Here is a 23,621-nt window from a genome sequence, read left to right as displayed (position 1 = left end):
CTACTCATGACCACACAACCGAAACCCATGAGCGAAGCGTCCATACCTCAGCTCGTCGGCCAGCTACAGGAACAGACATCACGACTCGTCCGTGATGAGTTGCGGTTGGCCCAGAAGGAGTTCCAGGAATCCGCCCGCCACGCCGGCATCGGCGCCGGATTGATCAGTGCCGCCGGACTGCTTGCGGTACTCGGTCTGATGACGGTGATCGCCGCGGCCGTCGCGGCATTGTCGCTCGTCCTGCCGGTCTGGGCCGCCGCGGTGATCGTCGCCGTCGTCCTGTTCCTCTGCGCCGGAGTGGCGGCGTTGGTGAGCCGCAAGCAGGTCCAGCAGGTCCCGCCGCCGGCTGCCGAGTCCGTCGACAGCGTCAAGCACGACCTCGCGGAGATCAAGGAGGCACGTCATGCCCGCTGACCGACTTCCCCAGGAGCCCGGGCCCGACGCCGGCATCGACGAAATACAGTCGGACATCGAGCAGACCCGCAACGAGCTCGGCGAAACGATCGGCGCGCTCACCGACAAGCTCGATGTCAAGAGCCGCGCCCAGGACAAGGCCGCCGAAACCAAGGAGGCCGTCGTCGAGCGGGCGCACGTGGCCACCGAAGCGGTGAAGTCCCAGCCGGCGGTTCCGGTGGCGACGGTGGTCGCCGTCCTCGCCGCGATCGGGTTCATGTGGTGGTGGCGGCGGCGCTGACCGTGACCCGCCCGGTGAGGAGACCGACTTGGCTGGGTTAGCCGATTGGTTTCTCACCGCCGAGGAGCGCGGCAATCCGGATACCTCGGTGCCGAACTGGTGTACCGGCAACCTGGTCGAACCACTCGTCCACGGAGCCGTCTACTTCGAGCGGCTCGCCGCCGAAGTCGAGCAACTGGGGCGCGGTGACCATCTGTTCTTCACCGACTGGCGCGGCGATCCCGACGAGCGGGTATGCGAGGGCGGGCCCACGATATCCGAACTGTTCTGCCATGCCGCCGAACGTGGCGTCGTCGTCAAAGGCTTGATGTGGCGGTCACATCTGGACAACTTCTCCTACAGCGAGGAGGAGAACCAGCATCTCGGCGACGCGATCGAGTCGGCGGGCGGGGAGGTGCTGCTCGACCAGCGGGTGCGTTTCGGCGGATCCCACCACCAGAAGCTGGTGGTGCTGCGTCGTCCCGGCGCTCCCGAACGCGACGTCGCGTTCGCGGGCGGTATCGACCTGTGCCACTCGCGCCGTGACGACGCCGAGCATCATGGCGACCCCCAAGCCGTGCGGATGGCCAAGCAGTACGGTGACCGCCCGCCTTGGCACGACCTGCAATTGCAGATCCGCGGACCCGCCGTCGGGGCGCTGGACTACACATTCCGCGAACGCTGGACCGACCCGGCGCCGCTGGACATGCTCTCGCCGATCGCCTGGATCGCCGACAAGTTGCGCCACGCCGATCTCGATGTCGGCAAGCTGCCGCCCCAGCCGCCCGACCCGCCGCCGTGTGGTCCGCAGGCCGTGCAGGTTTTGCGGACCTATCCCGACGCCCACTTCGAGTACGCGTTCGCGCCGCGCGGTGAGCGCAGTGTCGCGCGCGGTTACACCAAGGCGGTGCAGCGGGCCAGGCGGCTGATCTACCTCGAAGATCAGTACCTGTGGTCCAAGCAGGTGTCGCGCCTGTTCGCCGAGGCGCTCGCGGCGAACCCAGATCTGCACCTGATCGCGGTCGTGCCGCGACACCCGGACGTGGACGGCCGGCTCGCGCTGCCGCCCAATCAGGTCGGTCGCCACCAGGCGATCGAGACCTGCCGCGAGGCCGACCCCCGGCGGGTACACATCTTCGATGTCGAAAACCACTCTGGCACACCGGTTTACATGCATGCCAAGGCCTGCGTCATCGACGACGTCTGGGCGTGTGTCGGTAGCGACAACTTCAACCGGCGGTCCTGGACACACGACAGCGAGCTGTCGTGTGCGGTACTCGACGACACCCGCGACGAGCGCGAACCCCGCGATCCGGCGGGCCGCGGCGACGGCGCCCGCGTGTTCGCCCGAGACCTTCGTCTTCGACTGCTGCGCGAACATCTCGACCGGGCACCCGACGGCAGCGACGACGACGGCCTCGTCGACCCGGCGGCGGTGGTGGCGACCGTCGCCGCGGCCGCGCAGGCACTGCAGGACTGGCACGACGGCGGCCAGGTCGGGCCTCGGCCGCCCGGGCGATTGCGGCCCCACCAACCCGAACGGCTCGGCCGGTTCACGCGTGCCTGGGCCATCCCGATGTACCGGGCCGCCTACGATCCCGACGGCCGCTCCTACCGCGACCGCCTGCGGGGCCGGTGGTAACTCGGCACGTTAAAAGTAACATCACATATGTTGAATATGTGATGTTTCGCGTGATACGGTCGGCCGCACTATGACGTGGGTTACAGGAGGTGGCCGTGCCAGCACAGTTGCGCCGCACCAGCAATCACTCACATCGGCGTTCGGAGATCGTTGAGTTCGTCCGGGCCCGCGGGTGGGCCCGTATCGACGAACTGGCCGATCAGTTCAGCGTGAGCACCATGACGATTCACCGCGATCTCGACCACCTCCACGCCCAGGGCATGCTGCGCAAGGTGCGGTCGGGAGCCGAAGCTCCGCCGAGCGAGGCCTTCGAACGCAACATCGACTTGCGCAAGGCGCTCAACCTCGGCGAGAAACGCGCGGTCGCGACCACCGGATTCGACTGGGCGGCAAGCCAAGTCGAGATGCAGGCCGTCGCGATGGACGACAGCACCACCGCACTGCACGTCCTGCCCCGGCTGTCGGAGCGCTTGCCGCTGACCGTGGTGACCAACTTCCTGCCCGCGATCAACGAGCTGTCGACCGACCCCCGGGTCCGGCTCAACGCCATCGGTGGCGACTACGTTCCCGAGTTCTCGTCATTCGTCGGCGCGCAGGCGGTGCGAGCGCTGCGGGACATGCATTACGACGTGCTGTTCATGTCGGTGACAGCCGTCTCGCGCGGCATGTGCTTTCACCCGTCCAGTGCCGCAGCCGAACTCAAGCGCGCGTTCATGGAAAGCGCCGAGCTCCGGGTGCTGCTCATCGATCACACCAAGCTGGCTCGTCGAGCCATCCATCGCATCTGCGCGCTCGAAGACTTCGATGCCGTCGTCATCGATGCCGGTGTCGGCGCCGACGACATGGAGCAGTTGGAAGCCACCGGCGCGAACATCATTGTCGCGCAACCGGATCCGACGCTCACGGCGGAGCTGGAACTCAGCGGGGCAACGCCGCGATGAGGTCACCGCTCGTGATCGCGGTCGATTGCTCGACGACCGCGGCAAAGGCCATCATCGTCGACGCCAAGGGTGACCTGGTGGGAACCGGTGCACAGGCGCTGGAGACCCGGACTCCCGCGCCGCACTGGTTCGAGCAGGAAGCGCCGGACTGGTGGACGGCCACCGACGAAGCCGTTCGGCAGGCCCTCAGCGAGATCGACGACCGCGGTGCCGTCGCGGCCATCTGTGTCACGCACCAGCGCGAGACGTTCGTCTGCCTCGACGTCGACGAGAAACCGATCAGGCCGGCGATCCTGTGGATGGACGGGCGCGCGGATGCCGAAACCCGAAGGTACGGAACGCAACGCGTCGAGTTGCTGTCGGGCAAGCCCGCTGACATCACGCCCGGCCTGTACAAGCTGTTGTGGCTGCGCGATCACGAGCCCGACACGATGGCCCGCTGTCATCGCATCGCCGACGTGCACACCTATCTCACGCACGCCATGACCGGGCAGTGGGTGTCGAGCACCGCATCGGTTGACCCGCTGGCGTTGATCGACCAGGCCACTGGTGACTACAGCGGCGAGCTCCTCGACCTCGTCGGGCTGAACCGCGGCCAGTTGCCCGACCTGGTGCCCACGGGCACCTCGCTCGGGCCGTTGCGGCCCGAGATCGCCGAATCGTGGGGGCTCAACGGCGATGTCGTGGTGGTCGCGGGTACCGGAGACGGCCAGGCCGCCGGTCTGGGCCTCGGTGTGACCGATCCCGGAGTCGCGTATCTGGTGCTCGGCACCGCGGTCGTGATCGGTGCCGAGATGACGTCGTACCTGCCGTCGCGCGCCTACCGGTCGATGATCTCGGCGATGCCCGGCCAGACCACCGCGGAGACCTTCAGCTCGTCGGGCACCTATCTGCCGACGTGGTTTCGCACCGAGTTCGGCGATCCGGACCTGGGCGGCGCACCCGACCCGCGGCTCGAGCGCGACGCCGCCGCACTGCCGGTGGGCAGCGAGGGTCTGCTGACCCTCCCGTACTGGAACGGCGCGCAGACTCCCCACTGGGACAGCCAGGCTTCCGGCATAACCATCGGCTGGCGTGGCTGCCATACCAAGGCCCACATGTACCGGTCCCTGCTCGAAGGCATCGCCTTCGAACTCCGCATGCAACTCGACGGGCTCGAAGAGGCCCGGGGTGAACGCGTCGAGGTGCTGCGCGCGATGGGCGGCGGCGCGCGCAGCGTGTTGTGGACCCAGATCCTGGCCGACGTGTTCGAAAGGCCGCTGGAAGTCTGCGCCTCCGGGGAGGTGAGCGCACTCGGCGCCGCCGCGGTCGCATTGACGGCGATCGGCGAATTCAGCTCCATCCCCGAGGCCGCGGCCGCGGTCGCGCGCACCGATGCCGTGATCGAGCCGCGCACCGACGCCGCGGCCCGCTACGCCGAGTTACGCGCCCTGTACCAACGCATCTTCACCGAAACCCGGGACATGCTGCACACCCTGCACGACCTGGGCCAGCACCACGAAACACTAGGAGATCAACAATGAGAGCGGCCATGTTCTATGGGCCAGGAGACTTGCGACTGGAAGACGTCGCGGCCACCGAACCCGGGCCCGGCGAGGTGCTGGTGGATGTGAAAGCCGCAGCGACGTGCGGCACCGACCTGAAGTCGTACCGGCGCGGCCACCCCAAGCTCTTCCCGACGCTGCCGTCCCGGTTCGGTCATGAATTCGCAGGCGTCGTCTCGGCCGTCGGCGACGGCGTCGACAAGTTCGCCGTCGGCGACCGCGTCGTCGCGGCCAACACCGCGCCGTGCGGGCACTGCTGGGCGTGCACGCGCGGACGCCAAAGCCTCTGCGAGAACCTGGAATTCCTCAACGGGGCGTTCGCGGAACAGGTGATCATCCCGGCCGCGATCGTCGAACGCAACACCTATCTGTTGCCCGACGATCTCGACTTCGCCTCCGCGGCACCGCTGGAGCCGTTGGCCACCGTCGTCCACGGTATGGACGAAACCGGCATTCAGCTCGGGGACACCGTCGTCGTTCACGGGGCCGGACCGATCGGCCTGATGTTCGTGCGGCTCGCGACGCTGCGCGGCGCCAACGTGATCTCGGTCGACCAGTCACCATGGCGGCTGCAGCAGGCCAGCCAGGCGGGTGCGGTGGATACCGTTGACCTGTCCGAGGTTTCGGATTTCGAAGACCGGGTCGCGATGATCAAGGCGCGTACACCCCATGGGCGGGGCGCCGACGTCGCCATTGAGGCGGTCGGGCTGCCGCAGGTGTGGGAACAGACCGTGCGGACCCTGCGGCCCGGCGCGACGGCGGTGCTGTTCGGCGGTACACCGAAAGGTGCGCCGTTCTCCGTCGACTCCTCCGCCATGCATTACGAGGAATACACGCTCACGGGCGTCTTCCACCACACCCCCAACTACGTGCGGACCGCGGTGGAGTTGTTGGCGAGCAAGAAAGTCGACGGGTCGATGCTGGTGACCGAGCGCAGGCCGCTGGAAGCACTGCTGCCGAGTCTGGAGGACATGGCCGCGGGCCGCGGTTCGAAGTACGTGTTGGAGCCATGAGCGCGCCGACTCAGCTCGCCGCCGAGCGTCAGCAGGTCGTCGAGGCCTGCCAGTTCCTGAGCCGCTCCGGGCTCGTGGTCGGGACCGCGGGCAACGTGTCGATACGGGTCGGCGACCTCGTGGTGATCTCGCCGAGCGGCGTTGACTACGAGGCAATGTCGGCGCGCGACGTCGGGATCCACGACCTCGACGGCAACGCCGTCGACGCCGTGCTGGCACCGTCCAGCGAGCTCGCGCTGCACCTCGCGGTGTACCACACGACCGAGCACACCGCGGTCGTGCACACCCACGGGCCGGCCTCCACCGCGTTGTCGACCGTCGTCGACGAGGTGCCCGCGTCGCACTACTATTCGGCGCTGTTCGGCGGTGCCGTCCGGGTCGCGCCGTACGCCACGTTCGGTACACAGGCGTTGGCCGACAACGTGACCACCGCACTGCGCGATCGCACCGCCGCCCTGATGGGCAACCACGGTGCCGTCCTCGTCGGTCGAGCGCTCCCGAAGGTGCTGAACCTCGTGCCCTACCTCGAGTACATCTGTGACGTACAACTGCGGGCGATGGCCAGCGGTGCACCCGTCCGCGTGCTCGATGACGACGAGATCGCCGAAGTCGGCCGTCGGCTCGCCGGTTACGGTCAACAGGCGACGCGAGGCTGACGAAATGGCTACGCGCAGAGCCTGATTGCGACCATCTCGTCGGTCTCGACGCGTTGCTACTGCGCCGGTAGCAACACCACGACCTCGGGCACCGGCTGCAGGTGTTCCTGGAGAATGCGCAGCGATTCCGCGGCATCACACTTGCCCAGCGCCGCGACCAGCGCCCGATGCTGTGCGTTGATCGTGTCGAGCCGCTGCGGGCCGACGTGCAGCATGCGGACGGCCAACCGCTGCTGGCGGGACCGCAGCGAGTCGTACAGCTCGGTGAGGACGGAGTTCCCGGCCGCCCGCACCAACGTCAGGTGAAACTCCCGGTCGAGGTGGGCCACGGTGAACCAGTCCCGTTCCCGCCCAGCCTGTTCCATCGGTTCGAGGAAGTTCGCCATGTCTTCTGCGGCAGAGCCGTTGCGTGCGCACGTCGTGTTGATCGCGTTGCCCTCGATCAACAGTCGGGCCTGATAGACCTCTTCGAGTTCGCGCGCCGTCACCATGCGCACCTGTGCGCCCTTGCGGGGGTTCAGCGTGACGAATTTCTCGGCGGCGAGCCGGTGAAGCGCTTCACGCACCGGAGTTCGCGACACGCCCATCGTGCGGGACACCCACTGCTCGTCCAGGAACATGCCGCCCTGGAGGGTGCCGCGGATGATCTCGTCCCGCAGCCACTCGTACACGCGGTCGCGCGCCGGTCCGGTTGCGGTGGGCTCATCTGGCCGACCGACCAGCGCCGATGGCGACATACAGATCCTTTCCTCGGCCATGAGGCTACCTGCGTGCCGAAACGCAGCATATCTGCGGTGGACACTCCAAGAATGCGTCGTGTATACATGACGCATTACAGATCTGTGTGGGCCATCACACCGTCGTCGTGGTGCACCGCCGCCCCCGCTCTGCCCATCTCGTCGAACAAGGAGTCACTCATATGCCGAGCACCGTCCCCGCCGATCGTCGTAATGCCATCTGGTTGTCGGATCCGAGCGTCGCGGCCGCCGAGATCGCGCGCGGCATCGGCTACGGAGCCGTGGTCCTCGACATCGAGCACGGTGCGTTCGACCTCGCCGATCTCGAGAGATTCATTCCGTTCCTGCGCCACCTCGGTATGGAGGTTCTCGCGAAAGTGCTTGGCCCCGAACGCGGTCCGATTCAGCAGGCACTCGACTTCGGCGCCACCACGGTCGTCATCCCCCACATCGAGAACGCAGCCCACGCCAAGGCGGTGACGGCGTTCGCCAAGTTCCCCCCGCTCGGTGACCGGAGCTTCGCCGGCGGTCGCACGTCGAACTACGGGGGCTTCACCGACGATTGGGTTCGTGAGCAGGACACCACCACGCGCTGCTATCCGATGATCGAGGACGCAGGCGCCATCGAGGACATCGCCGAGATCCTCGCGTTGGACACCGTCGACGGTGTTTTCGTCGGCCCGTCCGATCTGTCGCTGCGGCGGGACCGCGGTGCATACTCACGCGAGGACGGCGACTTCGCCGACCTCGCGGTCATCGCCGCTGCCGCCGCCGAAGCCGGAAAGCCCTGGGTGCTGCCCGCATGGAGCAAAGAGGAAAAGGAGTTCGCCGTCGCCCACGGCGCCGATCAGATGGCCCTCATGATGCAACACGGCGCGTTGGCGGCCGGATTCACCGCACCGTTCGAGCAGGTCGCTGCCATCCGGGCCGGCCGATGACCGCGCAAATCCCCGGGGCGGTCTCGCCGGACGAGGCCGCAAGCCGACCGTCGTCAGGTATCGGCCGCGCCCGCTGGTCGATCGCAGGCGTCCTGGGTGTCGGCATGTTCGTCAACTACATCGACCGGGTCAACCTGTCGATCGCGGCCCCCGAAATCATGCGGGACTTCGACATCAGCGCCTCCCAGATGGGCATGGTGTCGTCGGCATTCCTGTGGACATATGCCATGTTGCAGATGCCGATCGGGTCGTTCATCGACAAGATCGGCGTCAAATGGGTGAACCGGGCCGCGGCATTCTTGTGGACGGTCGCGTCGTTCGCGTCGGCGGCTGCCGGCGGTCTCGGCCTGCTCCTCGCAGCACGCCTCGTCCTCGGTATCGGTGAAGCACCGACCGTCCCGGCCGGCTGGAAGGCCATCGGCCAGTGGTTCCCCCGACAGGAACGAGGAACCGCCACAGCGATATTCGACGGGTGCGCGAAGCTGTCCAATGTGATCGGGATCCCGGTCATGGCCTTTCTGGTCACTGCGTTCAGCTGGCACGCGGCCTTCATCTTCACCGGCGTCCTGTCGCTGCTGTACCTGTTGGTCTGGTGGTTCCTGTACCTGACGCCGAAGCAGGCGCTTGCCAAGGGGCGGCTGACACAGGCCGAGTTCGATTTCATCCGGGAGGGCGGCGCCGAAGACGAGGACGCCCAGACCTCCGGCTCACTCAACGGCCTCGGCTATCTGCTGCGCCGCCGCAAGACCTGGGGACTGGCGCTCGGCTACGCGTCCTACACCTACGCCTACTACGTGCTGTTGACCTGGCTTCCCGCGTACCTGGAAAAGCAGTTCGGGGTGAACCTGCTCAAAGGCGGCCTCTACACGATGGTTCCGTGGCTCGTCGCAGTCGTGGCGCAGTTTTTGATCGCGGGCATCCTGATGGACCGTTGGTTGGCCCGCACCGGTGACGTCACCAAGGTTCGGCGCACGGTGCTGGTCGTGAGCCTGCTCGCATCGCTGTCGGTCACGGGTGCCGCGTACGCCGACTCGATCGCGGTCGCCATCGTGTTCCTGTCGATCGGCGCGGCCGGCCTGGCCGTATCCGTCCCCGCGGGCGCGAGCATCGTCGCGCTCATCTCTCCCCAGGGCTACACCGGCTCGCTCGGCGGCATCGTCAACTTCATCGCGAACCTCCTCGGTATCGCGGCTCCGATCGTCACCGGCATGGTGGTCGACGCGACCGGCTCCTTCTCGGGCGCCTTCATCGCGACCGGTGCCGTGCTGCTCGGCGGAATCTTCTGCTACACAGCGGTGCTCGGCAAGATCGAGAGAATGCCCGCACCGAACTCCCCGGAAAGGAAATGACAGTGGTCGACATCGCCGTAGCCCAGTTCGCGCCAGGTACCGACAAAGCGGAGAACCTCCGGAGCATCGCCAAGTTCACCGCCGAAGCCGCCGCGAGCAACGCACGCGTACTCGCTTTCCCCGAGTACTCGATGTTCACCGTGCCCGTCATGGACAACCGGTTCGTCGAATCCGCCGAAGGTCTCGACGGTCCCTTCGTGACGGGTCTGCGAGAGATCGCCGTCCAGCACGGCATGCACCTGGTGGCCGGCATCAATGAAGCGATCGCAGGCGAGAACCGCATCTTCAACACGCTGGTTGCCGTCTCGCCCGCGGGCGAGATCGAGGCTCGCTACCGCAAGCTGCACCTCTACGACGCCTTCGGGTACAAGGAATCCGACATGGTGAAGCCGGGTTCGGTCGAAAGACCCGAGACCTTCGTCGTCGACGGCATCACGTTCGGTATGCAAACGTGCTACGACCTGCGTTTCCCTGAGGTCACCCGGCGCATCGTCGACGCAGGTGCCGACGTGTTGCTGCTGCCCGCGGAATGGGTTCCCGGACCGCTCAAGGAAGACCACTGGACGACGCTCGTCCGCGCCAGGGCGATCGAGAACACGATCTATGTCGCCGCGGCCGACCAGAGTGCACCGGCGGGTTCGGGCGCCAGCGCGATCATCGACCCGATGGGCCTGGTGCTGGCGAGTTTGGGTGAGCGCGTCGGCACCGTGACCGCGAAGGTCGATCCAGAGCGCATCACCGAGGTCAGGGCGAAGAACCCCGCCCTTTCCCTGCGTCGCTTCACAATTGCGCCCAACGGGTAGCCGCTGCGGCCCGCCACCTGAGTAGGCGCCGATCCCGTCAACCACCGCGCCCGCGCGGCGAAACCGGCATATAACGGTGGTGATGTGGAAGTTCAGACGCCGTGGATCGACACCGGTGCCGTGCCCGTACTGCGGCTCGCCCGTCGATGCCGACGGCACGTGTGGTCGCTGCGGGCCCTCGAAGACGTCCCCCGGTCTGTCGGGATGGCGTCCGGATCCCACAGCGCGCCACGAGGGCCGCTATTACGTCGCCGGACGGCCCACCAACCGCGTGCGCAACGGCAAAGCCGAGTCGACCGATCCGGTCGGCGGACAGCTCCTCCCGGACTACGTCGAATTGCCCGCCCGGTCCGGCCTGCGCTACACGTGGCTCGGAACGGGCGTGGCGACCGCGGTCCTCGTCTTCGTCGCGGCCGTGGTGTGGGTGCTGCTGCGAGCGGATCACGGATCCCCGCTTCCGCCTGAAGCCCGTTACCTGTCGTCGCTCAAGGACGCCGGGCTGACAGACCAGTTCAACTCCGACGCCAACGCCGTCGCGCACGGCAGGCAGGTATGCCGTCAACTCGAGGACGGTGGGCCGCAACAAGGCCTGCATGCCGACAAGATCGCCGTCGACGCGTTCTGCCCCAACTTCGCCCATGGCTTCCACATCCTCGAAACCGCGTCCATTCCGGGCACTTTCGTACTCATCGACACCGCGGGCACGGACGCGATCGCCTCCGACGGATCATCCTGCGAGGGCGCGAACGGGTACGCCGACGTCGGCCCGACCACCCCGGTGATCGTCAAGAGCGGCAAAGGCGAGATCCTCACCACCACATCCCTCGGGGAGGGCAAGGGCGGCAACGCCAACTGCACGTTCTCATTCAAATTCCCGATCACCGAAGGCCAGGACCGCTACGTCGTCTGCATCGGACGTCGAGGCGAGTTCATCTACACCTTCGAACAACTCAGATCGCGCGGCGTTCAGGTCAGCCTGGGCGGTTGACGTCGCACGAGAGCGCGGCGGCCACCCGTGACTGGGTGCGCTTACCCAACACGCGGGTCATCGCCGCGCCCGCCGCTACGACAGCATGCATATCGACCCCCGTTGCGATGCCCAGGCCGGTCAGCATCCACAGCAGGTCCTCGGTGGCTAGATTGCCGGTAGCCGATCCGGCGAACGGGCAACCGCCGATGCCACCGGCAGACGCGTCGTACGTCGTGATTCCCGCGCGCAGCCCGGCGTGGACGTTCGCCAGGGCCTGCCCGTAGGTGTCGTGAAAGTGCAGTGCCAGCGTGTCGGCCGGAATACCGAGGGAGAGGTGGGCGTCGATGATGCGGCCGACGTGGCCGGTAGTGCCGACGCCGATCGTGTCACCCAACGACACTTGGTAGCAGCCGGCGTCGATCAGGGACCCGGAAACCTCGGCGACCGCACCGGGTGCGACGTGTCCCTCCCACGGGTCGCCGAAGCACATCGACACGTATCCGCGGACCGTCAGGCCGTTTTCGAGCGCCGCGGTTGTGACTTGCAGCGCTGCATCGATCGCCGCGGACCGGGTCATGTTGAGATTGCGTTGTGCGAAAGTCTCTGTCGCGCTGACGAATACCGCGACCGAGCGAGCACCGGCGTCGAGCGCCCGGTCGAGCCCGCGCTGGTTCGGCACCAGCACGGGGTACGGGGCGAGGTCTGGCCCGAGGCCCGCGAGCACCGCCTCGGCGTCGGCAAGCTGGGGCACCCACCTGGGTGAGACGAAGCTCGTCGCCTCGACGATCTGCAGTCCTGCGGATCTGAGACGCCCGATGAACTTGATCTTCTCGGCCGTCGGCACAACGGCTTGCTCGGCCTGGAGTCCGTCGCGCGCGCCGACCTCATAGACGGTGACTCGCCCCGGCAGACCGGTCTCCGGATGGATTGTGGGCAACCCGGGTGGCGGGTTGGCCGGCGCAGTGGTCATGCCATCACCCGAGCAGCACCGGCACGGACAGCACCGACACGTAGTAGGCCATGCATTGGACGCCGACGTGCATGCCGATCACCTTGTTCATGATGCCGCCGACAAGACCGACTGTGAGCATCACGATGACGCCGTACAACCCACCCTCATACATCGCGACGACGAGGACCAGACCGGCGAATGCTCCGATGACGGCCTCGTGGCTGAGCCGACGTGCTACGAAAAGTGCTGCCCGACGGGCGTAGCGGACGGTCAGCGGGTAGGCGATGAGCCCAGCGAGGATCACCCCGACGAGGCTGAAGATCAGGAACTGCGGTGCGGTGAGCATCGTGTGCAGGTTGTTGATCTCCTGCCCCTCGCCGCCGACCGTGAAGACCGGTGGGGCGTTGAACAGTGGCGCGGCGGCCCCCGCCGCGATCGGGCTCAACGGAAGACCGACCGCCACGAGCGGGATCAGCGTCTCGGCAAGGTAAGTCGAATCGGTGACGCCGTTGCGGACGGAGATGACTCGCGTCAGGCGCTGGTAGGCGTGTTTGACCCGCGAACCCACGATGTCGCCCACGAGGATCGCCATCGCGAGAGGGCTCACGACGAAGGTCAGGCTAGTCGCCGTCGCCGCGACAGCAGTATCCCGGGTCTCCTTGCGGTTGAGCACCGTGAGCGGGTTCGGCATCCGGCGGGGACCTGACTCGGCCGCCTCCGGAGCGAGCCAGAACGTCGGACGTCGGTCCCGGACAAGCGATTTCCTTGTCAGCGGTGAGGAGAGACCGACGAGATCGATGATCATGGGGCCGATGGCCAACCCGACGAAGAAGCTGATGGCCAGGGTCTTACCGGTCTGCTCGGCGACAAAGGTGTTGAGGCCGGTGATCATCGCGGTGAGCGGCACGAGCGCAAGCACGGACGCCCAGCGGCCCCGGGACAGATAGGCGATGACGATGGCGATGACCGGGAACAGGTACGGCACGATCTGCTTGAGGTCGCCGGCCACTTTCGCCAGCAGGCTAGCGGCCAGGACGGCGACGGGCACCGCGATGAGCGCGGCAACCAGCGCCGCCGAGATCATCTTGCGCAGCGCGATGTGTGGAACGCCCAGACGGCGAAGGTAATTCGCCTCTTCCATCAGTGCGATGGCCATGGTGTCGCCGGGGATGCCGAGCAACGTCGTCGGGACGGCGTGCGTCATGTGCTTTGCCGCGGCTCCGGCGATGAAGAAAGCGAGGACCCCCGCAGGCGGCACTCCGAGTAACACGACGGCCAGGGTCAACGGCGCCAGTGTGGCGGTCTCATCGGTACCCGACACCAGCCCGAGGAACGAGAAGATGACAGCGCCGGCCAGGCCGGCGAGAAGCGCGGCGGTCAAGCCGTCGAGCACCTGGAGAGTCACGCCGTCCGTCCCGTCTCCGCCCGGCCGGCGTTCTCGGCGAGCCGACGCTCGGCCTCCGCGAAGACGTCGTAGAGCCCGAGTCGGCGCATCTCCTCCTGCTCGACCTCGCTCAAGGACGCGAGGGTTCCGAGACCCAGCGGCAGCTGCGCGAGTTCCATCGCTGCGGCGATCTGTTCCTCGGGGTCGAGTTGACGCTCGGTGACGATGCGCTTCGGCTTGAAGAGCCGTGCCGAGATCATGGCCGCGACCAAACAGGCCGCCAGACCGGCGAGCATCGCGTAGGTGCGTGCAAGGTCCTGATTGTCCATCGTGGCGGTGAACAGCGCCCGCGCGCCCAGGAACGACGGCACGGCCAACAACACGCTGAGGGCGACGGCGATCTTGACGTGGCGCTCGTCGACCGTGTCTCCCCAGACCTCGACAAGGTGCAGATCGTCGGTCCGTTCGGTTGCACGCCGAGTGGATGCTCGTGTCATTCTGTTCTCAGATCGCTCAGGCGCCGGCGATGTCGACGAAAAGTGTTCGGGTTCTGGAGTATTCACGCAGTGCTTCAACGCCCTTCTCGCGGCCGTAGCCGCTGTCGCGGGTGCCGCCGAACGGCAGCTCCACGCCGCCGCCGGGGGCGTACCCGTTGACGTACACCTGCCCGACATCGAGGCTTCTGGCCGCCCGCAACGCCCGGTCGACATCCTGGCACCAGACCGCGGCGGTGAGGCCGTAACGGCTGTTGTGCGCAGCGTCGACCGCCTCGGAGTCGGACGACACCGTGGTCACGGCGAGCAACGGACCGAAGACTTCCTCGGCGAACAGTTCGGTGTCCTGGTCCACCCCGTCGAACAACACTGGCGTCACGAAGTAGCCGGTGAGTCCGCTCGCCTCGGCGGCACGGCCCGCGACGACCGACCCGGCGGCCAACGCGCGCTCGAGGAATCCCTGAACGCGCTTGGCTTGCTGCTCCGAGATGACGGGCCCGACAGTCGGATCCGTGAGGCCGTGGCCCATGGTCGCTTCGTTGAAATACGGGGCCAGTGCCGAGACAAGCTCAGTGTGCAGCGATTCATGCACGATGACGCGCGTGCCGGCGGTGCATGTTTGGCCGGCGTGCAACAGCAGGGCACGAGCGATGACCGGCGCAGCCCGCGTCACGTCAGCGCCCTCCAGCACGAGGTGCGCGGATTTACCGCCCAGCTCAAGCAGCGTAGGGCGGCCACGCGACGCGCAGGCCACGGCGACGATGCGCCCGGTGGCGACCGAGCCGGTGAACGAGACGTGGTCGATGTGGGGGTGCGCGGTCAGGGCCGATCCCGCCTCGGCCCCACCGGGCACGACGTTGAGCACACCGGCCGGAAAGCCGGCTTCTCGCGCGAGACGCGCATAGCTGAGTGCGACGAGCGGTGCCTCGTCGGCCGGCTTGACCACAGTCGCGTTGCCGACAGCGAGCGAAGCGCCGACCGAACGCGCGGTGATCTGTGCGGGATAGTTCCACGGGATCACATGGCCGGTGACACCGTGGGGCTCGTTCTCCACGACCGCGAGCGATCCCCGGCCCAGCGGAATGGAGTCGCCGAGGAAGCCCTCGACGACCGAACCGTAGAAGTCGAAATACCGTGCAGCCGCGGTGATGTCGGCACGGCCCTGGGTCAGCGGTTTGCCGGTGTCACGGGTCTCGAGCCGCGCGAGCACATCGGCGTCACGCCGCACCAGATCGGCGAGCCGGCGCAGCAGCGTGCCACGCCGGCTCGGCGCGAGAGCCGCCCACTCCGGCGCGGCCCGCGAGGCGGCTGACACGGCATCGTCGACCTCATCGGCGGTGGCCGAGCCGACTGTGGCCAGTGCACCGGCCGTTGCCGGGTCGATGTTCTCGACCCAGTGCGTCGGCTCGCGCAGCTCGCCGCCGATGTCGAGGGCGAATCGCTCAGTCAGGGTGGAGCCGTGGTCGTCGAGCGATCCGCGCAGAGCCTCGAGATTGGCGAGAGTCATGGGTTCCTTCCAGTCGTGGGTCAGGGGGTCAGGAGCTGCGGCCGGGACGGATGATCGGTTTGATCTCGTCCATGCGCTTCATGGCAGCCATCGCCTGGGCGAGTTCGTCGAGGCGGTACTCGTTGCCGAGCATCCGGCTCCAGTCGAAGCGGTCCTGATATCGATCGAGAAACTGCATGGCGGTGTGGTAGTCACCGATCTCGCCACTCATGGAGCCGATCACCGAGATGCCGCGCGTGACGATTGTCGACACGTCGACCGATTGCGGCGGCCCGCCGAGGGTGCCGAGCATGACATAACGTCCACCGCGCGCCATCATCTGCACGCCTTCGGTCATCACGCCGGGCGCGCCCGCCAGTTCGAAGGCTATCGACGCACCTCGGCCCGCGATAGACCGCACCTCCGCGACCCGCGCAGCAGGGTCGGCGGCGGGATCGACGAGAACGGTGTCGGTGGCGCCCCATTCGCGAGCGAGCGCAAGGCGGTCCTCCGGGCCCCCGACCACCACGAGCTTGCGCGGCTCGTGCAGCGAGAGCATGGCCGTGGCGAACAGCCCGAGCGGACCGGCGCCCTGCACCACCACCGTGTCGGCACAATCGATCCTGCCGGCGAGGTCGAGCGCCTTGACGACGGTTCGCAGGGCGCAGCTGCCCGCGGACGCCCACGCGGAGTCGACTCCATCGGGGATCCGGACTCGCCCGGCTGCGGGCCGGACGATCGCGTACTCAGCGAAGGTGCCGGTGAAGTGAGGCGTCTCGGCGCAGCTGGTTAGGTAGGCGATGTAGCGGCTGGCGCACAGCACCGGCTCGCGTAGCACCGTGCACTCGTGGCAGCGGCCGCACGGCACATGCGCCCACACGACACGGTCACCGACCTGCAGACGCTGGCCGACGCTGTCGACATCGGCACCGTCACCGACTTCCACGATCCGGCCTGCCATTTCGTGACCGAGGATCAGCGGCGGTTCGACCGGGAGGGAGAGATTGCCCTGCCACGCGTGAACGTCGGAACCGCATACCGTGGCGACGTCGATCTCGACGACGAGACCATCCGGCACCGCTCTGGGCCGTGGATACTCGCGAATCTCGAAGTCCGCCTTGTAATCCTGCATCACCGCCGCGCGGCCCATCGGCGTGGTCACCATGGTCATGCACCTTCTCTCACGTCGTCGCGCCATGCGCCGATCTCTGCCAGCACCTGCGCGGTGTGCTCCCCCAGCTCGGGCGCGCGCCCGAGTTCGCGGGTGCCTGTCGGCCCCAGCGGAGAGCGCGCAATCAGCAGTCCATCGTCCTCGGTGATCAGTCGCATCGCCGCGGACTGTTCACTGCGGGCCGCCTCGGCCGGCGTCCGAACTGGCGCGACCAACACCCGGCGCGCCCGCAGTCGTGTCAGCAACTCGTCGACGGTGAGCCGTCCGACGGCGTCTTGTAGTGCGGCATCGACGTGTTCGCGGGCCGCGACTCGGCCGGCGTTGCGGCTCCAAGCTTCCTGTCCAAGCGTATGGCTCGCATCGAGCGCATCGACGAGCCGGACGTACATGGCGTCGTTCGTGGCGCCGAGTACCACGTGCCCATCGGCCGCGGCGAACGCACGGTACGGAACGATCGACGGATGGGCACTGCCCCAGGCCTTTGTCGCTTCGCCGCCGGCGGATACCCCGGCGATCACAGTTCCGAGCGCGCTGATCGCCGTCGCGTAGAGGGACACATCGATGCGGCGTCCTCGGCCCGTCCGACCCCGCTCCACCAACGCCGCGAGAACCCCGTTCACAAGGGAGGCACCGGTCGCGAGATCCACCATCGCAACGCCGAACCGGACCGGCTCGCCGTCGGGCAGGCCGGTGATGCTCATCAGCCCCGACTCCGCCTCGACGATCACCTCGGTGCCGGCGTCGGTCGCCATGGGGCCGTCGATCCCGAAGCCGGTGATCGAGCCGTAGACGATTGACGGATGTCGTGCGAGCACCTCGTCCGCCGAGATACCCAGCCGTTCGGTGACTCCCGGGCGGAAATTCTCGACGACGACCTCTGCCGTGCCGATGAGGCGGTGGACAGCGGCCCGGCCCTCGTCCGTCGTGAGGTCGATTGCGACACTGCGCTTACCGCGGTTGATCGCGTGGAAGTACGCGCTGGTCTGGTCCACGAAGGGCGGGCCCCAGGCGCGCGTCTCGTCGCCGATCTCGGGCATCTCGATCTTGATGACGTCAGCGCCCAGCTCAGCCAGCAGCATCGTCGCGTATGGGCCGGCGAGGACGCGGGTGAAGTCGACGACGCGTACCCCGGCCAGGGGCTGAAAGCACGTAGTCACCAGGACGCCGGCCCTTGGGCAAAGCGGCGGGAACTGTGTCGCGTCATGCACATACTTCTGGCTGTCTCCTCTGGCTCGCGCGGCGTGACCGCCAACACACCCATTGCGTGGTCCCGGTCACGATACGAGCCGAATTAATGCGCCCGCACGCTTTAATTTGCATACTCTCTTGCGTGTGACACATGAATTGCCGGTCTTGGACTCCGATATCGACCTCAGCCTGCGCGATCTGCGCCTCATCCTCGAGGTCGCCGAACGGCGCTCGTTCACCGATGCCGCACAAGCCGTGCACATGTCGCAGAGCGCGTTGAGCCGCGCCGTCAACGACGCGGAACGACGACTCGGTGCGCGCCTGTTCGAGCGGACCACCCGATCGGTGGAGCCGACCGCGGTCGGTGCTGAATTGATCCGCATCGGCACCTCGATGGTGTCCGACTATCAACGCGGCCTGCGCGAGTTCACGTTGTTCCGCGACGGCCTCGGCGGTGTCGTGCGCGTGGCGGCGCTGCCGTCGATCGCCGCGACGATGTTGCCGTCGCTCGTCGCCGACCTCAAAGTCGAGTCCCCGGGCATCGTGATAGACATCGTCGACACGCTCGCGCACGTCGCCACCGAACAGCTGCTCGCCGGACGGGTCGATTTCGCCATCACCGTCGATGACGGATTGCCCGCCGATGTCGCATTCTCTCCGCTGGCCAAGGATCGGTTCCACGTGGTGTTCCGCGCCGACCATGCCTTCCACGGTCGCAGGCAGGTCGCTTGGCGGGAGCTCGCCGACGAGCCGTTCGTGACCTTCGGTGAAGCCAGCAGCCTGCGGGTGCTGACCGACGCTACGTTCGAGCGTCTGCACATCCGCCCCAAGCAGACTTTTGAGGCCCAGAACATCGCGGTGATCGCCGGTCTCGTCGCCGCCGGTCTCGGTGTCTCCGCGGCACCCGCAATGGTGTTGCCACTGATGTCTTTTGCCGGCCTCGGGACAGCCGAATTGATCGAACCGACAGTCGACCGCGATCTCGGGCTCGCCTATGTGCCGGGGCGCTCCCGGTCGCCTGCCGCCCGCTATGTCGCCGATGCGCTACGGGCCTCCATCAGCTGACTTCGGCAGGCAAGCTGCGACGAGTCAGCCACCCAGATCCATCGTGTAGCAGACTGCGGTCCCGTCGAGCACGAGTGTTCCGTCGTCGCGTGTCACCGTCGTGACGAGTTCTGTTATCGGTTTGTCAGTGCGCGCGGCCGTAACCTCCACCCGGCCGGTGATGGTGTCGCCCGGCCGGACGGGCGCCCTGAAGTTCCAGTTGACGTTCAAGAAGACCGTTCCCGGTCCTGGAAGCTTCTCCGCGACAACGGCATTCAGTATCGCGCTGGTGACCCCACCCTGGACGACGATCTCGCCGAATCGGGACGCCTTGGCGGCCGCCTCGTCGTAGTGGATCGGGTTGCGGTCTCCGCTGAGTTCGGTGAACTTGGCGATGTCATCCGCACCGATGGTGCGCGACATCTCCGCGGTCTCCCCCACCGCTGGAACGCGACGTGTCGAAGACTCTTGCATGACAGTGCCTTTCAGATCGTGGTCGAAGATGACTTGTGGGACCGGCCTAGGATCAGCATGGCAGTAGCGCCAACCGCGGGACCGACGGCCAGTACAGCAAGTGCTGCCGACCACGACCAGCGTTGCACGAGAACGGGAACCAGCCACACGCTCATGGTCGTGGTGAGGTAGCCGAGTGCCAGCTGGATCGACACCGCGCCACCGACGTAGACGGGATCGGCATGTTCGGTGACGAGTGCGGAGAACTGAGCGGAATCAGCGATCACCCAGAACCCCCAAAAAACGCACAAGGGCACAACAATCCACAACGGTCCGGTGCCCAGCAGGCTGAGTACCAGCGCAGCCAAACCCGAGCACACCAGCGATATGAGTGCAGATTGCGCTCTTCCGAACCGATCGGAAAGCCGGCCTCCGACGAGGCACCCGATAGCACCGGCGCCGATGCAGACGAAGGCCAGCGCCGCCGCGGTGGCTTGTGAGTTCTGCCGTCCGGCGATCGCGGGGAGTGCGGCCAGATAGGCCCCCACCCATGCCCACATCGCGTACAGCTCCCACATGTGACCGATGTAGCCGACGTTCGCCAACGCCACATCCTTGTTGCGCAGACTGGCGAATGCTGCGGCAAAGCTGAAGGGGCGGTTGGGGAATGGGTATGGCCCCGGCCCGCGCAGCAGCAGAATGAGCAGCCCGCCGGCCATGGTCATCACCGTGGTTGCGACGATCACCTGCTGCCAGGGCACGTCACCGAACGAGCGGACCAGGTGCGGCAGCGCCGAACCGAGCGTGAGCGCGCCGATCATCACGCCGAGCGCCGTGCCGCGCCCGGCGCGAAACCAGCTCGAAACTTCCTTGAGCGCAGGCGGATAGATCATGGCCAGGCCAATTCCGGTGAGCAATCGCAACGGCAGCGCGGTCACCAATCCGTTGGCCCACAACAGCGCCAGGTTGGCGGCCGCCGCGCCGACGGCGCCCACGCAGATCAACTGCCGCGGCGCCACCGCGTCGGCCAGGCCGGTCGCCGCCGACGCCACGGCTCCGACAACGAACCCCAGTTGTACGGCGATGGTCAACAACGACGAGCCTGCCGTCGACAACTGCCACGATTCGACAAGCTGGGGCGCGACGAATGACGCCGAGAACCACACGCTCATCGCCAGAAACGTGCTCACGGCGATCAACAGCAGAGCGACCGAGGGACGCTGGCCTGAAACTTCGAGTGTCCGGGACGCAGCGGGCGGCGAGACGGGGTGCCGGTTCACGACCGGCTGCCTTGGGCCCTTTTCCCCCGTCGCGTCAGCCATCGCAGACCGCCCAACGCATCGATCGCCCTGTCCGCCGAGTCGAACATCGCCACACCGGCTGCCGCGGCGACCGGCCGGAGCTGACGAACCAAGTCATCCTGGTTGCTGTCGAAGCCGCTGCGAAGAACCAGCACGAGCGGGGTCTGCCCGCGTTCGGCGTTGACGAACCCCTCGGCCAACGCCCACACCAACTTTCGGCCGGGTTCGGCGGCCTTGATGTCGAAGACCGTTCCCAAATCGAGGAACGCGCAGATCGCGTCGATCGACTCATCTTCGGCGATGGCCGAGATCATGGCCCCGGTGAAACTGCCGGTCTCGTCGAACATCGACCACACCGGGATATCGACAGGATTCGACAGGCTGGTGCCGGGCGCCTCGAAAACCCGCAACCTGCCACGAGTCGTCTCGGAGAACGGCGCCATGCGCATACCCCATCGATCCGCCCGGTCGGAGCCCACCACCGCGACACCGCCACCGCTGCCGACGAGCGCCAGGTTGTCCCCGTAGAGGCTCGGCACGAACTGCAAGAGGGTGAGGATGTCCATCAACTCGTCGAGGTCGTCGACGAGCAGGACACCGGCCTGGCGCGCGGCATCCTCGAGCAGCTGCGGAACGCTGGCCAGCGCCCCCGTATGAGATGCGGCAGCCGCGCCGCCCGCGGCAGTACGTCCACCCTTGAACAGCACGACGGGCTTGGTCATGGTCCGAGCGAGCCGGAAGAACTGCCCGGCCCAGCGATCGTCCTCAAGGTAGAACGCGACAGCGTGCGTGCGTGGATCTGCCTCGCAGAACGCCAGCAGTTCGGCAGGACTGACGTCATCGCAGTTGCCGACGGAGCTGACGAAGCTGAACCGCACGCCCAACTCGGTGCCGCGACGCACGACATCGCCGGCGTAGGTACCCGACTGCGACACCACCGCCAGATGACCTGGCGTGCTGTTGGATGCCGCCGTTCCGATCATGGTGATGCGTTCATGGGCGGTGTAATGGCCGATGCAGTTCGGGCCGAGCACCCGTAGTCCCGTTCCGGCGACCAGCTCATCGAGCGGGTCGGTGTCCGCGGTGTACACGTGGGCGCTGCGCGTGCCCTGGTCGGCCAGCGCCCGCAGGGTTGCCGGAACCGCGGAGGCGGGGACGGCGACAACGGCTCGGTCCACGCCGCGAGGGAGTTCGGCGACACTGGCCACGGTGGGCACACCACACACGCTGTCGTTCTTGGCGCTCACCGGCAGGAGACGTCCCGGATATCCGAAGTCGACCAGCCCGCGGACCGCGCGGTACCCCATCTTGCGTTCGTCTGCCGAGGCGCCGACGACGGCGACCGACCGGGGATAGATCGCCGGACGCAACGCCTCGTACGCGGCTGCCGGATCAGGGACGTCACCGGCGCGCTCATCGGTGGTTTCGACTGCGGAAGCGCGTGCGTCCACGGCGACGATGCGCTCGGCCGTGACGACAACCGGATTGAAGTCAATCTCGGTGATGGCTTCACCGAGCAGCATTCCGCCCGGGCCGCCGACGGCCATGAGCATGGCCACGACATCGTCGACCCGCTCCGGAAACCGCTTCTCGATGATTCGGCCCAGGCGCGTATCCGAGATCATTCGCCGGGCCTGCGTCGGATCGATCGGCGCGAGTGCGAACGTGACATCGTCAAGCGTCTCGATGTCGACACCGCCGTGCCCGAACATCACCACCGGCCCGAATCCGGGGGCACGCAGACCACCGACGACCGCTTCGATGCCGCTGTCGACCATCGCTTCCACCGTTACGCCCCGCACGAGCGCGCCGTTGGCGCGTTGCTGCGACAGCAGCTTGTGTGTGCGGGCGTAGACCTCGTGGGGCTCGACCGCGAGAAGGACACCTCCTGCCTTGCTCTTGTGTACGACGTCATCGGCGACGAGCTTGATAGCCACCGGGCGCCCGATCGCGCGGGCAACTCGATCGGCTTCTTCGGCAGTCGGCGCGAACGTGACGGCGTTGGCCGCGACTCCGTAGCGGATCGCAAGGTCACGGACGGTGTCCTCACGAAGTCGCGTGCTCATCGATGCGCCCCCGCCTTGTCGAGCTTGTCCTGCAGATCGCTCGGTGCATCCGGATAGGCCGGCGGTCGCTTCTCCAGAAACGACCGCACGCCTTCGTCACCGTCGGGCAACTCTCGGACGACGGCCGCCAGGTGCGGTTCGAGCGCTGTGCCTGCCGGGAGCCCTTCGCGCAGCGTGACCCGTAAACCGGTCTTGATCGCTCGTACCACTGCAGGTGACACCTCGGAAATCTGTTGTCCGAGCGCCAATGCGCGCTCCAGAGTCTGCGCCGGCTCGCATATCTCGCTGACGAAGCCGGACCGCAGCGCGGCCTCGGCGTCGACCGGGGCTGCGGTGGCGAGCATCCTCATCGCCTCCGGATAAGCCACCACGTCGAGCAGGCGGCTGAGTTGACCGCCCACTGGTACCAAGCCGATTCGTGCGCCGACCGCGCAGAACCGGGCGTTGTCGCCGGCGATTCTGATGTCGCAGTTGAGTGCCAGGATGAAGCCTGCCGCGTACGCGGCTCCGTTCACCGCGCCGATGACCGGAGTGCCCAGCTCGGCGGGCAGGGTGAATGCCGCATTGGCCTCCGGATCACCTGCCGTCTCCGGGTTTTCGAGTACTTCTTGCAGATCGTGCCCCGAGGAGAACACGTCGCGGTCCCCGGTGACGATGATGCAACGCACGGCAGGGTCTTGGTCGGCTTCGAGTAGCAATGCCCGCAGGCGCGGTGCCATATCCCCGCTGAAGGCGTTGCGTTTGGCCGGATTACTGATTGTGAGTATCCGTACCCGGCCGTGATCGGCCCGTTCGATGGTGGCGGTCATGAGGTCT

The 23,621-nt window shown here is 67.0% G+C and carries 23 protein-coding genes; 12 read left to right on the top strand and 11 right to left on the bottom strand.

Translation table 11 applies throughout. From position 1 onward, the window contains the following. Positions 1 to 6: 6 nt before the first annotated feature. The 7 genes from ACOI2T_RS00365 to ACOI2T_RS00335 all read left to right on the top strand — a co-directional run bounded on the left by ACOI2T_RS00365 (position 7) and on the right by ACOI2T_RS00335 (position 6,469). Positions 7 to 414, top strand: a complete 408-nt coding sequence (locus tag ACOI2T_RS00365) for a phage holin family protein (RefSeq protein WP_067853604.1) — start codon at positions 7 to 9, stop codon at positions 412 to 414. Continuing rightward, on the top strand, positions 404 to 694 hold the full coding sequence (locus tag ACOI2T_RS00360) for a DUF3618 domain-containing protein (RefSeq protein WP_409504026.1): 291 nt from the start codon (positions 404 to 406) through the stop codon (positions 692 to 694). The genes ACOI2T_RS00365 and ACOI2T_RS00360 overlap by 11 nt, the downstream gene beginning before the upstream one ends. A gap of 28 nt (positions 695 to 722) precedes the next feature. Beyond that, entirely contained in the window at positions 723 to 2,315 is a 1,593-nt protein-coding gene (locus ACOI2T_RS00355) for a phospholipase D family protein (protein WP_409504025.1), read from the top strand. Positions 2,316 to 2,410: 95 nt separating this feature from the next. Further along, on the top strand, positions 2,411 to 3,256 hold the full coding sequence (locus ACOI2T_RS00350; protein ID WP_409504024.1) for a DeoR/GlpR family DNA-binding transcription regulator: 846 nt from the start codon (positions 2,411 to 2,413) through the stop codon (positions 3,254 to 3,256). Next, complete coding sequence (locus tag ACOI2T_RS00345; RefSeq protein WP_409504023.1) at positions 3,253 to 4,779, top strand: xylulokinase; 1,527 nt, start codon at positions 3,253 to 3,255, stop codon at positions 4,777 to 4,779. Before ACOI2T_RS00350 ends, ACOI2T_RS00345 begins: the two co-directional genes overlap by 4 nt. Next, positions 4,776 to 5,813: a zinc-dependent alcohol dehydrogenase gene (locus ACOI2T_RS00340; RefSeq protein WP_409504022.1), complete on the top strand. Its 1,038-nt coding sequence runs from the start codon at positions 4,776 to 4,778 to the stop codon at positions 5,811 to 5,813. Before ACOI2T_RS00345 ends, ACOI2T_RS00340 begins: the two co-directional genes overlap by 4 nt. Next, a complete protein-coding gene (locus tag ACOI2T_RS00335; RefSeq protein WP_409504021.1) occupies positions 5,810 to 6,469 on the top strand; it encodes a class II aldolase/adducin family protein in 660 nt (219 codons plus the stop codon). The genes ACOI2T_RS00340 and ACOI2T_RS00335 overlap by 4 nt, the downstream gene beginning before the upstream one ends. Before the next feature lie 56 nt (positions 6,470 to 6,525). Here ACOI2T_RS00335 and ACOI2T_RS00330 read toward each other — a convergent pair whose 3' ends face one another. Beyond that, a complete protein-coding gene (locus ACOI2T_RS00330; protein WP_409504020.1) occupies positions 6,526 to 7,206 on the bottom strand; it encodes a GntR family transcriptional regulator in 681 nt (226 codons plus the stop codon). A 182-nt stretch (positions 7,207 to 7,388) separates the two neighbouring features. On the opposite strand from ACOI2T_RS00330, the gene ACOI2T_RS00325 reads away from it, so the two are divergent. The 4 genes from ACOI2T_RS00325 (at position 7,389) to ACOI2T_RS00310 (ending at position 11,284) form a co-directional block, all read left to right on the top strand. Continuing rightward, a complete protein-coding gene (locus ACOI2T_RS00325; protein ID WP_067853580.1) occupies positions 7,389 to 8,144 on the top strand; it encodes an HpcH/HpaI aldolase family protein in 756 nt (251 codons plus the stop codon). Continuing rightward, positions 8,141 to 9,493 (top strand): MFS transporter, encoded by a 1,353-nt coding sequence (locus ACOI2T_RS00320; RefSeq protein WP_067853577.1) that lies wholly within the window; start codon positions 8,141 to 8,143, stop codon positions 9,491 to 9,493. Before ACOI2T_RS00325 ends, ACOI2T_RS00320 begins: the two co-directional genes overlap by 4 nt. A 2-nt stretch (positions 9,494 to 9,495) precedes the next feature. Then, positions 9,496 to 10,296, top strand: coding sequence for a carbon-nitrogen hydrolase family protein (locus ACOI2T_RS00315; RefSeq protein WP_409504221.1), 801 nt, complete (start codon positions 9,496 to 9,498; stop codon positions 10,294 to 10,296). Between the two features lie 82 nt (positions 10,297 to 10,378). Then, positions 10,379 to 11,284: a DUF732 domain-containing protein gene (locus ACOI2T_RS00310; protein ID WP_409504019.1), complete on the top strand. Its 906-nt coding sequence runs from the start codon at positions 10,379 to 10,381 to the stop codon at positions 11,282 to 11,284. Here ACOI2T_RS00310 and ACOI2T_RS00305 read toward each other — a convergent pair. Genes ACOI2T_RS00305 through ACOI2T_RS00280 form a run of 6 tightly spaced genes read right to left on the bottom strand, consistent with a single transcriptional unit; the run spans position 11,268 to position 17,910 of the window. Continuing rightward, positions 11,268 to 12,236, bottom strand: coding sequence for a hydroxymethylglutaryl-CoA lyase (locus ACOI2T_RS00305; RefSeq protein ID WP_409504018.1), 969 nt, complete (start codon positions 12,234 to 12,236; stop codon positions 11,268 to 11,270). The genes ACOI2T_RS00310 and ACOI2T_RS00305 overlap by 17 nt on opposite strands. 4 nt (positions 12,237 to 12,240) lie before the next feature. After that, positions 12,241 to 13,623 carry a tripartite tricarboxylate transporter permease gene (locus ACOI2T_RS00300; RefSeq protein ID WP_085144742.1) on the bottom strand — a complete coding sequence of 461 codons (1,383 nt, stop codon included), beginning with the start codon at positions 13,621 to 13,623 and terminating at the stop codon, positions 12,241 to 12,243. Then, positions 13,620 to 14,099 carry a hypothetical protein gene (locus ACOI2T_RS00295; RefSeq protein ID WP_409504017.1) on the bottom strand — a complete coding sequence of 160 codons (480 nt, stop codon included), beginning with the start codon at positions 14,097 to 14,099 and terminating at the stop codon, positions 13,620 to 13,622. Before ACOI2T_RS00295 ends, ACOI2T_RS00300 begins: the two co-directional genes overlap by 4 nt. A 16-nt stretch (positions 14,100 to 14,115) precedes the next feature. Then, a complete protein-coding gene (locus ACOI2T_RS00290; RefSeq protein WP_409504016.1) occupies positions 14,116 to 15,603 on the bottom strand; it encodes an aldehyde dehydrogenase family protein in 1,488 nt (495 codons plus the stop codon). Positions 15,604 to 15,631: 28 nt separating this feature from the next. Further along, positions 15,632 to 16,747 (bottom strand): zinc-binding dehydrogenase, encoded by a 1,116-nt coding sequence (locus tag ACOI2T_RS00285; protein ID WP_409504015.1) that lies wholly within the window; start codon positions 16,745 to 16,747, stop codon positions 15,632 to 15,634. A 2-nt stretch (positions 16,748 to 16,749) separates the two neighbouring features. Further along, positions 16,750 to 17,910, bottom strand: a complete 1,161-nt coding sequence (locus tag ACOI2T_RS00280) for a CaiB/BaiF CoA transferase family protein (protein WP_409504014.1) — start codon at positions 17,908 to 17,910, stop codon at positions 16,750 to 16,752. Positions 17,911 to 18,085: 175 nt separating this feature from the next. Between ACOI2T_RS00280 and ACOI2T_RS00275 the strand changes: the two genes are divergently transcribed. Next, positions 18,086 to 19,006: a LysR family transcriptional regulator gene (locus tag ACOI2T_RS00275; protein WP_409504013.1), complete on the top strand. Its 921-nt coding sequence runs from the start codon at positions 18,086 to 18,088 to the stop codon at positions 19,004 to 19,006. 24 nt (positions 19,007 to 19,030) lie between these two features. Here ACOI2T_RS00275 and ACOI2T_RS00270 read toward each other — a convergent pair whose 3' ends face one another. From ACOI2T_RS00270 to ACOI2T_RS00255, 4 genes are all read right to left on the bottom strand, one after another. After that, positions 19,031 to 19,426 carry a MaoC family dehydratase gene (locus tag ACOI2T_RS00270; protein WP_409504012.1) on the bottom strand — a complete coding sequence of 132 codons (396 nt, stop codon included), beginning with the start codon at positions 19,424 to 19,426 and terminating at the stop codon, positions 19,031 to 19,033. A gap of 44 nt (positions 19,427 to 19,470) precedes the next feature. Next, positions 19,471 to 20,628 carry an MFS transporter gene (locus tag ACOI2T_RS00265; RefSeq protein ID WP_409504011.1) on the bottom strand — a complete coding sequence of 386 codons (1,158 nt, stop codon included), beginning with the start codon at positions 20,626 to 20,628 and terminating at the stop codon, positions 19,471 to 19,473. Positions 20,629 to 20,714: 86 nt separating this feature from the next. Continuing rightward, positions 20,715 to 22,805 carry an acetate--CoA ligase family protein gene (locus ACOI2T_RS00260; RefSeq protein WP_409504010.1) on the bottom strand — a complete coding sequence of 697 codons (2,091 nt, stop codon included), beginning with the start codon at positions 22,803 to 22,805 and terminating at the stop codon, positions 20,715 to 20,717. Then, positions 22,802 to 23,614, bottom strand: a complete 813-nt coding sequence (locus ACOI2T_RS00255) for an enoyl-CoA hydratase/isomerase family protein (RefSeq protein ID WP_409504009.1) — start codon at positions 23,612 to 23,614, stop codon at positions 22,802 to 22,804. Before ACOI2T_RS00255 ends, ACOI2T_RS00260 begins: the two co-directional genes overlap by 4 nt. Between the last annotated feature and the right edge of the window lie 7 nt (positions 23,615 to 23,621).

Source organism: Mycolicibacterium wolinskyi str. Jessa 2025 (assembly GCF_049241375.1).
Taxonomy (GTDB): Bacteria; Actinomycetota; Actinomycetes; order Mycobacteriales; family Mycobacteriaceae; genus Mycobacterium; species Mycobacterium wolinskyi.
This window is presented reverse-complemented; position numbering and strand designations above follow the sequence as displayed.

Bases quoted from the DNA above. Each gene is read 5' to 3' on its own strand.
- ACOI2T_RS00365 (WP_067853604.1), top strand. From the start codon at position 7: ATGACCACACAACCGAAACCCATGAGCGAAGCGTCCATACCTCAGCTC.
- ACOI2T_RS00360 (WP_409504026.1), top strand. From the start codon at position 404: ATGCCCGCTGACCGACTTCCCCAGGAGCCCGGGCCCGACGCCGGCATC.
- ACOI2T_RS00345 (WP_409504023.1), top strand. From the start codon at position 3,253: ATGAGGTCACCGCTCGTGATCGCGGTCGATTGCTCGACGACCGCGGCA.
- ACOI2T_RS00340 (WP_409504022.1), top strand. From the start codon at position 4,776: ATGAGAGCGGCCATGTTCTATGGGCCAGGAGACTTGCGACTGGAAGAC.
- ACOI2T_RS00335 (WP_409504021.1), top strand. From the start codon at position 5,810: ATGAGCGCGCCGACTCAGCTCGCCGCCGAGCGTCAGCAGGTCGTCGAG.
- ACOI2T_RS00330 (WP_409504020.1), bottom strand. From the start codon at position 7,206: ATGTCGCCATCGGCGCTGGTCGGTCGGCCAGATGAGCCCACCGCAACC.
- ACOI2T_RS00325 (WP_067853580.1), top strand. From the start codon at position 7,389: ATGCCGAGCACCGTCCCCGCCGATCGTCGTAATGCCATCTGGTTGTCG.
- ACOI2T_RS00320 (WP_067853577.1), top strand. From the start codon at position 8,141: ATGACCGCGCAAATCCCCGGGGCGGTCTCGCCGGACGAGGCCGCAAGC.
- ACOI2T_RS00310 (WP_409504019.1), top strand. From the start codon at position 10,379: ATGTGGAAGTTCAGACGCCGTGGATCGACACCGGTGCCGTGCCCGTAC.
- ACOI2T_RS00305 (WP_409504018.1), bottom strand. From the start codon at position 12,236: ATGACCACTGCGCCGGCCAACCCGCCACCCGGGTTGCCCACAATCCAT.
- ACOI2T_RS00295 (WP_409504017.1), bottom strand. From the start codon at position 14,099: ATGACACGAGCATCCACTCGGCGTGCAACCGAACGGACCGACGATCTG.
- ACOI2T_RS00290 (WP_409504016.1), bottom strand. From the start codon at position 15,603: ATGACTCTCGCCAATCTCGAGGCTCTGCGCGGATCGCTCGACGACCAC.
- ACOI2T_RS00285 (WP_409504015.1), bottom strand. From the start codon at position 16,747: ATGGTGACCACGCCGATGGGCCGCGCGGCGGTGATGCAGGATTACAAG.
- ACOI2T_RS00260 (WP_409504010.1), bottom strand. From the start codon at position 22,805: ATGAGCACGCGACTTCGTGAGGACACCGTCCGTGACCTTGCGATCCGC.
- ACOI2T_RS00255 (WP_409504009.1), bottom strand. From the start codon at position 23,614: ATGACCGCCACCATCGAACGGGCCGATCACGGCCGGGTACGGATACTC.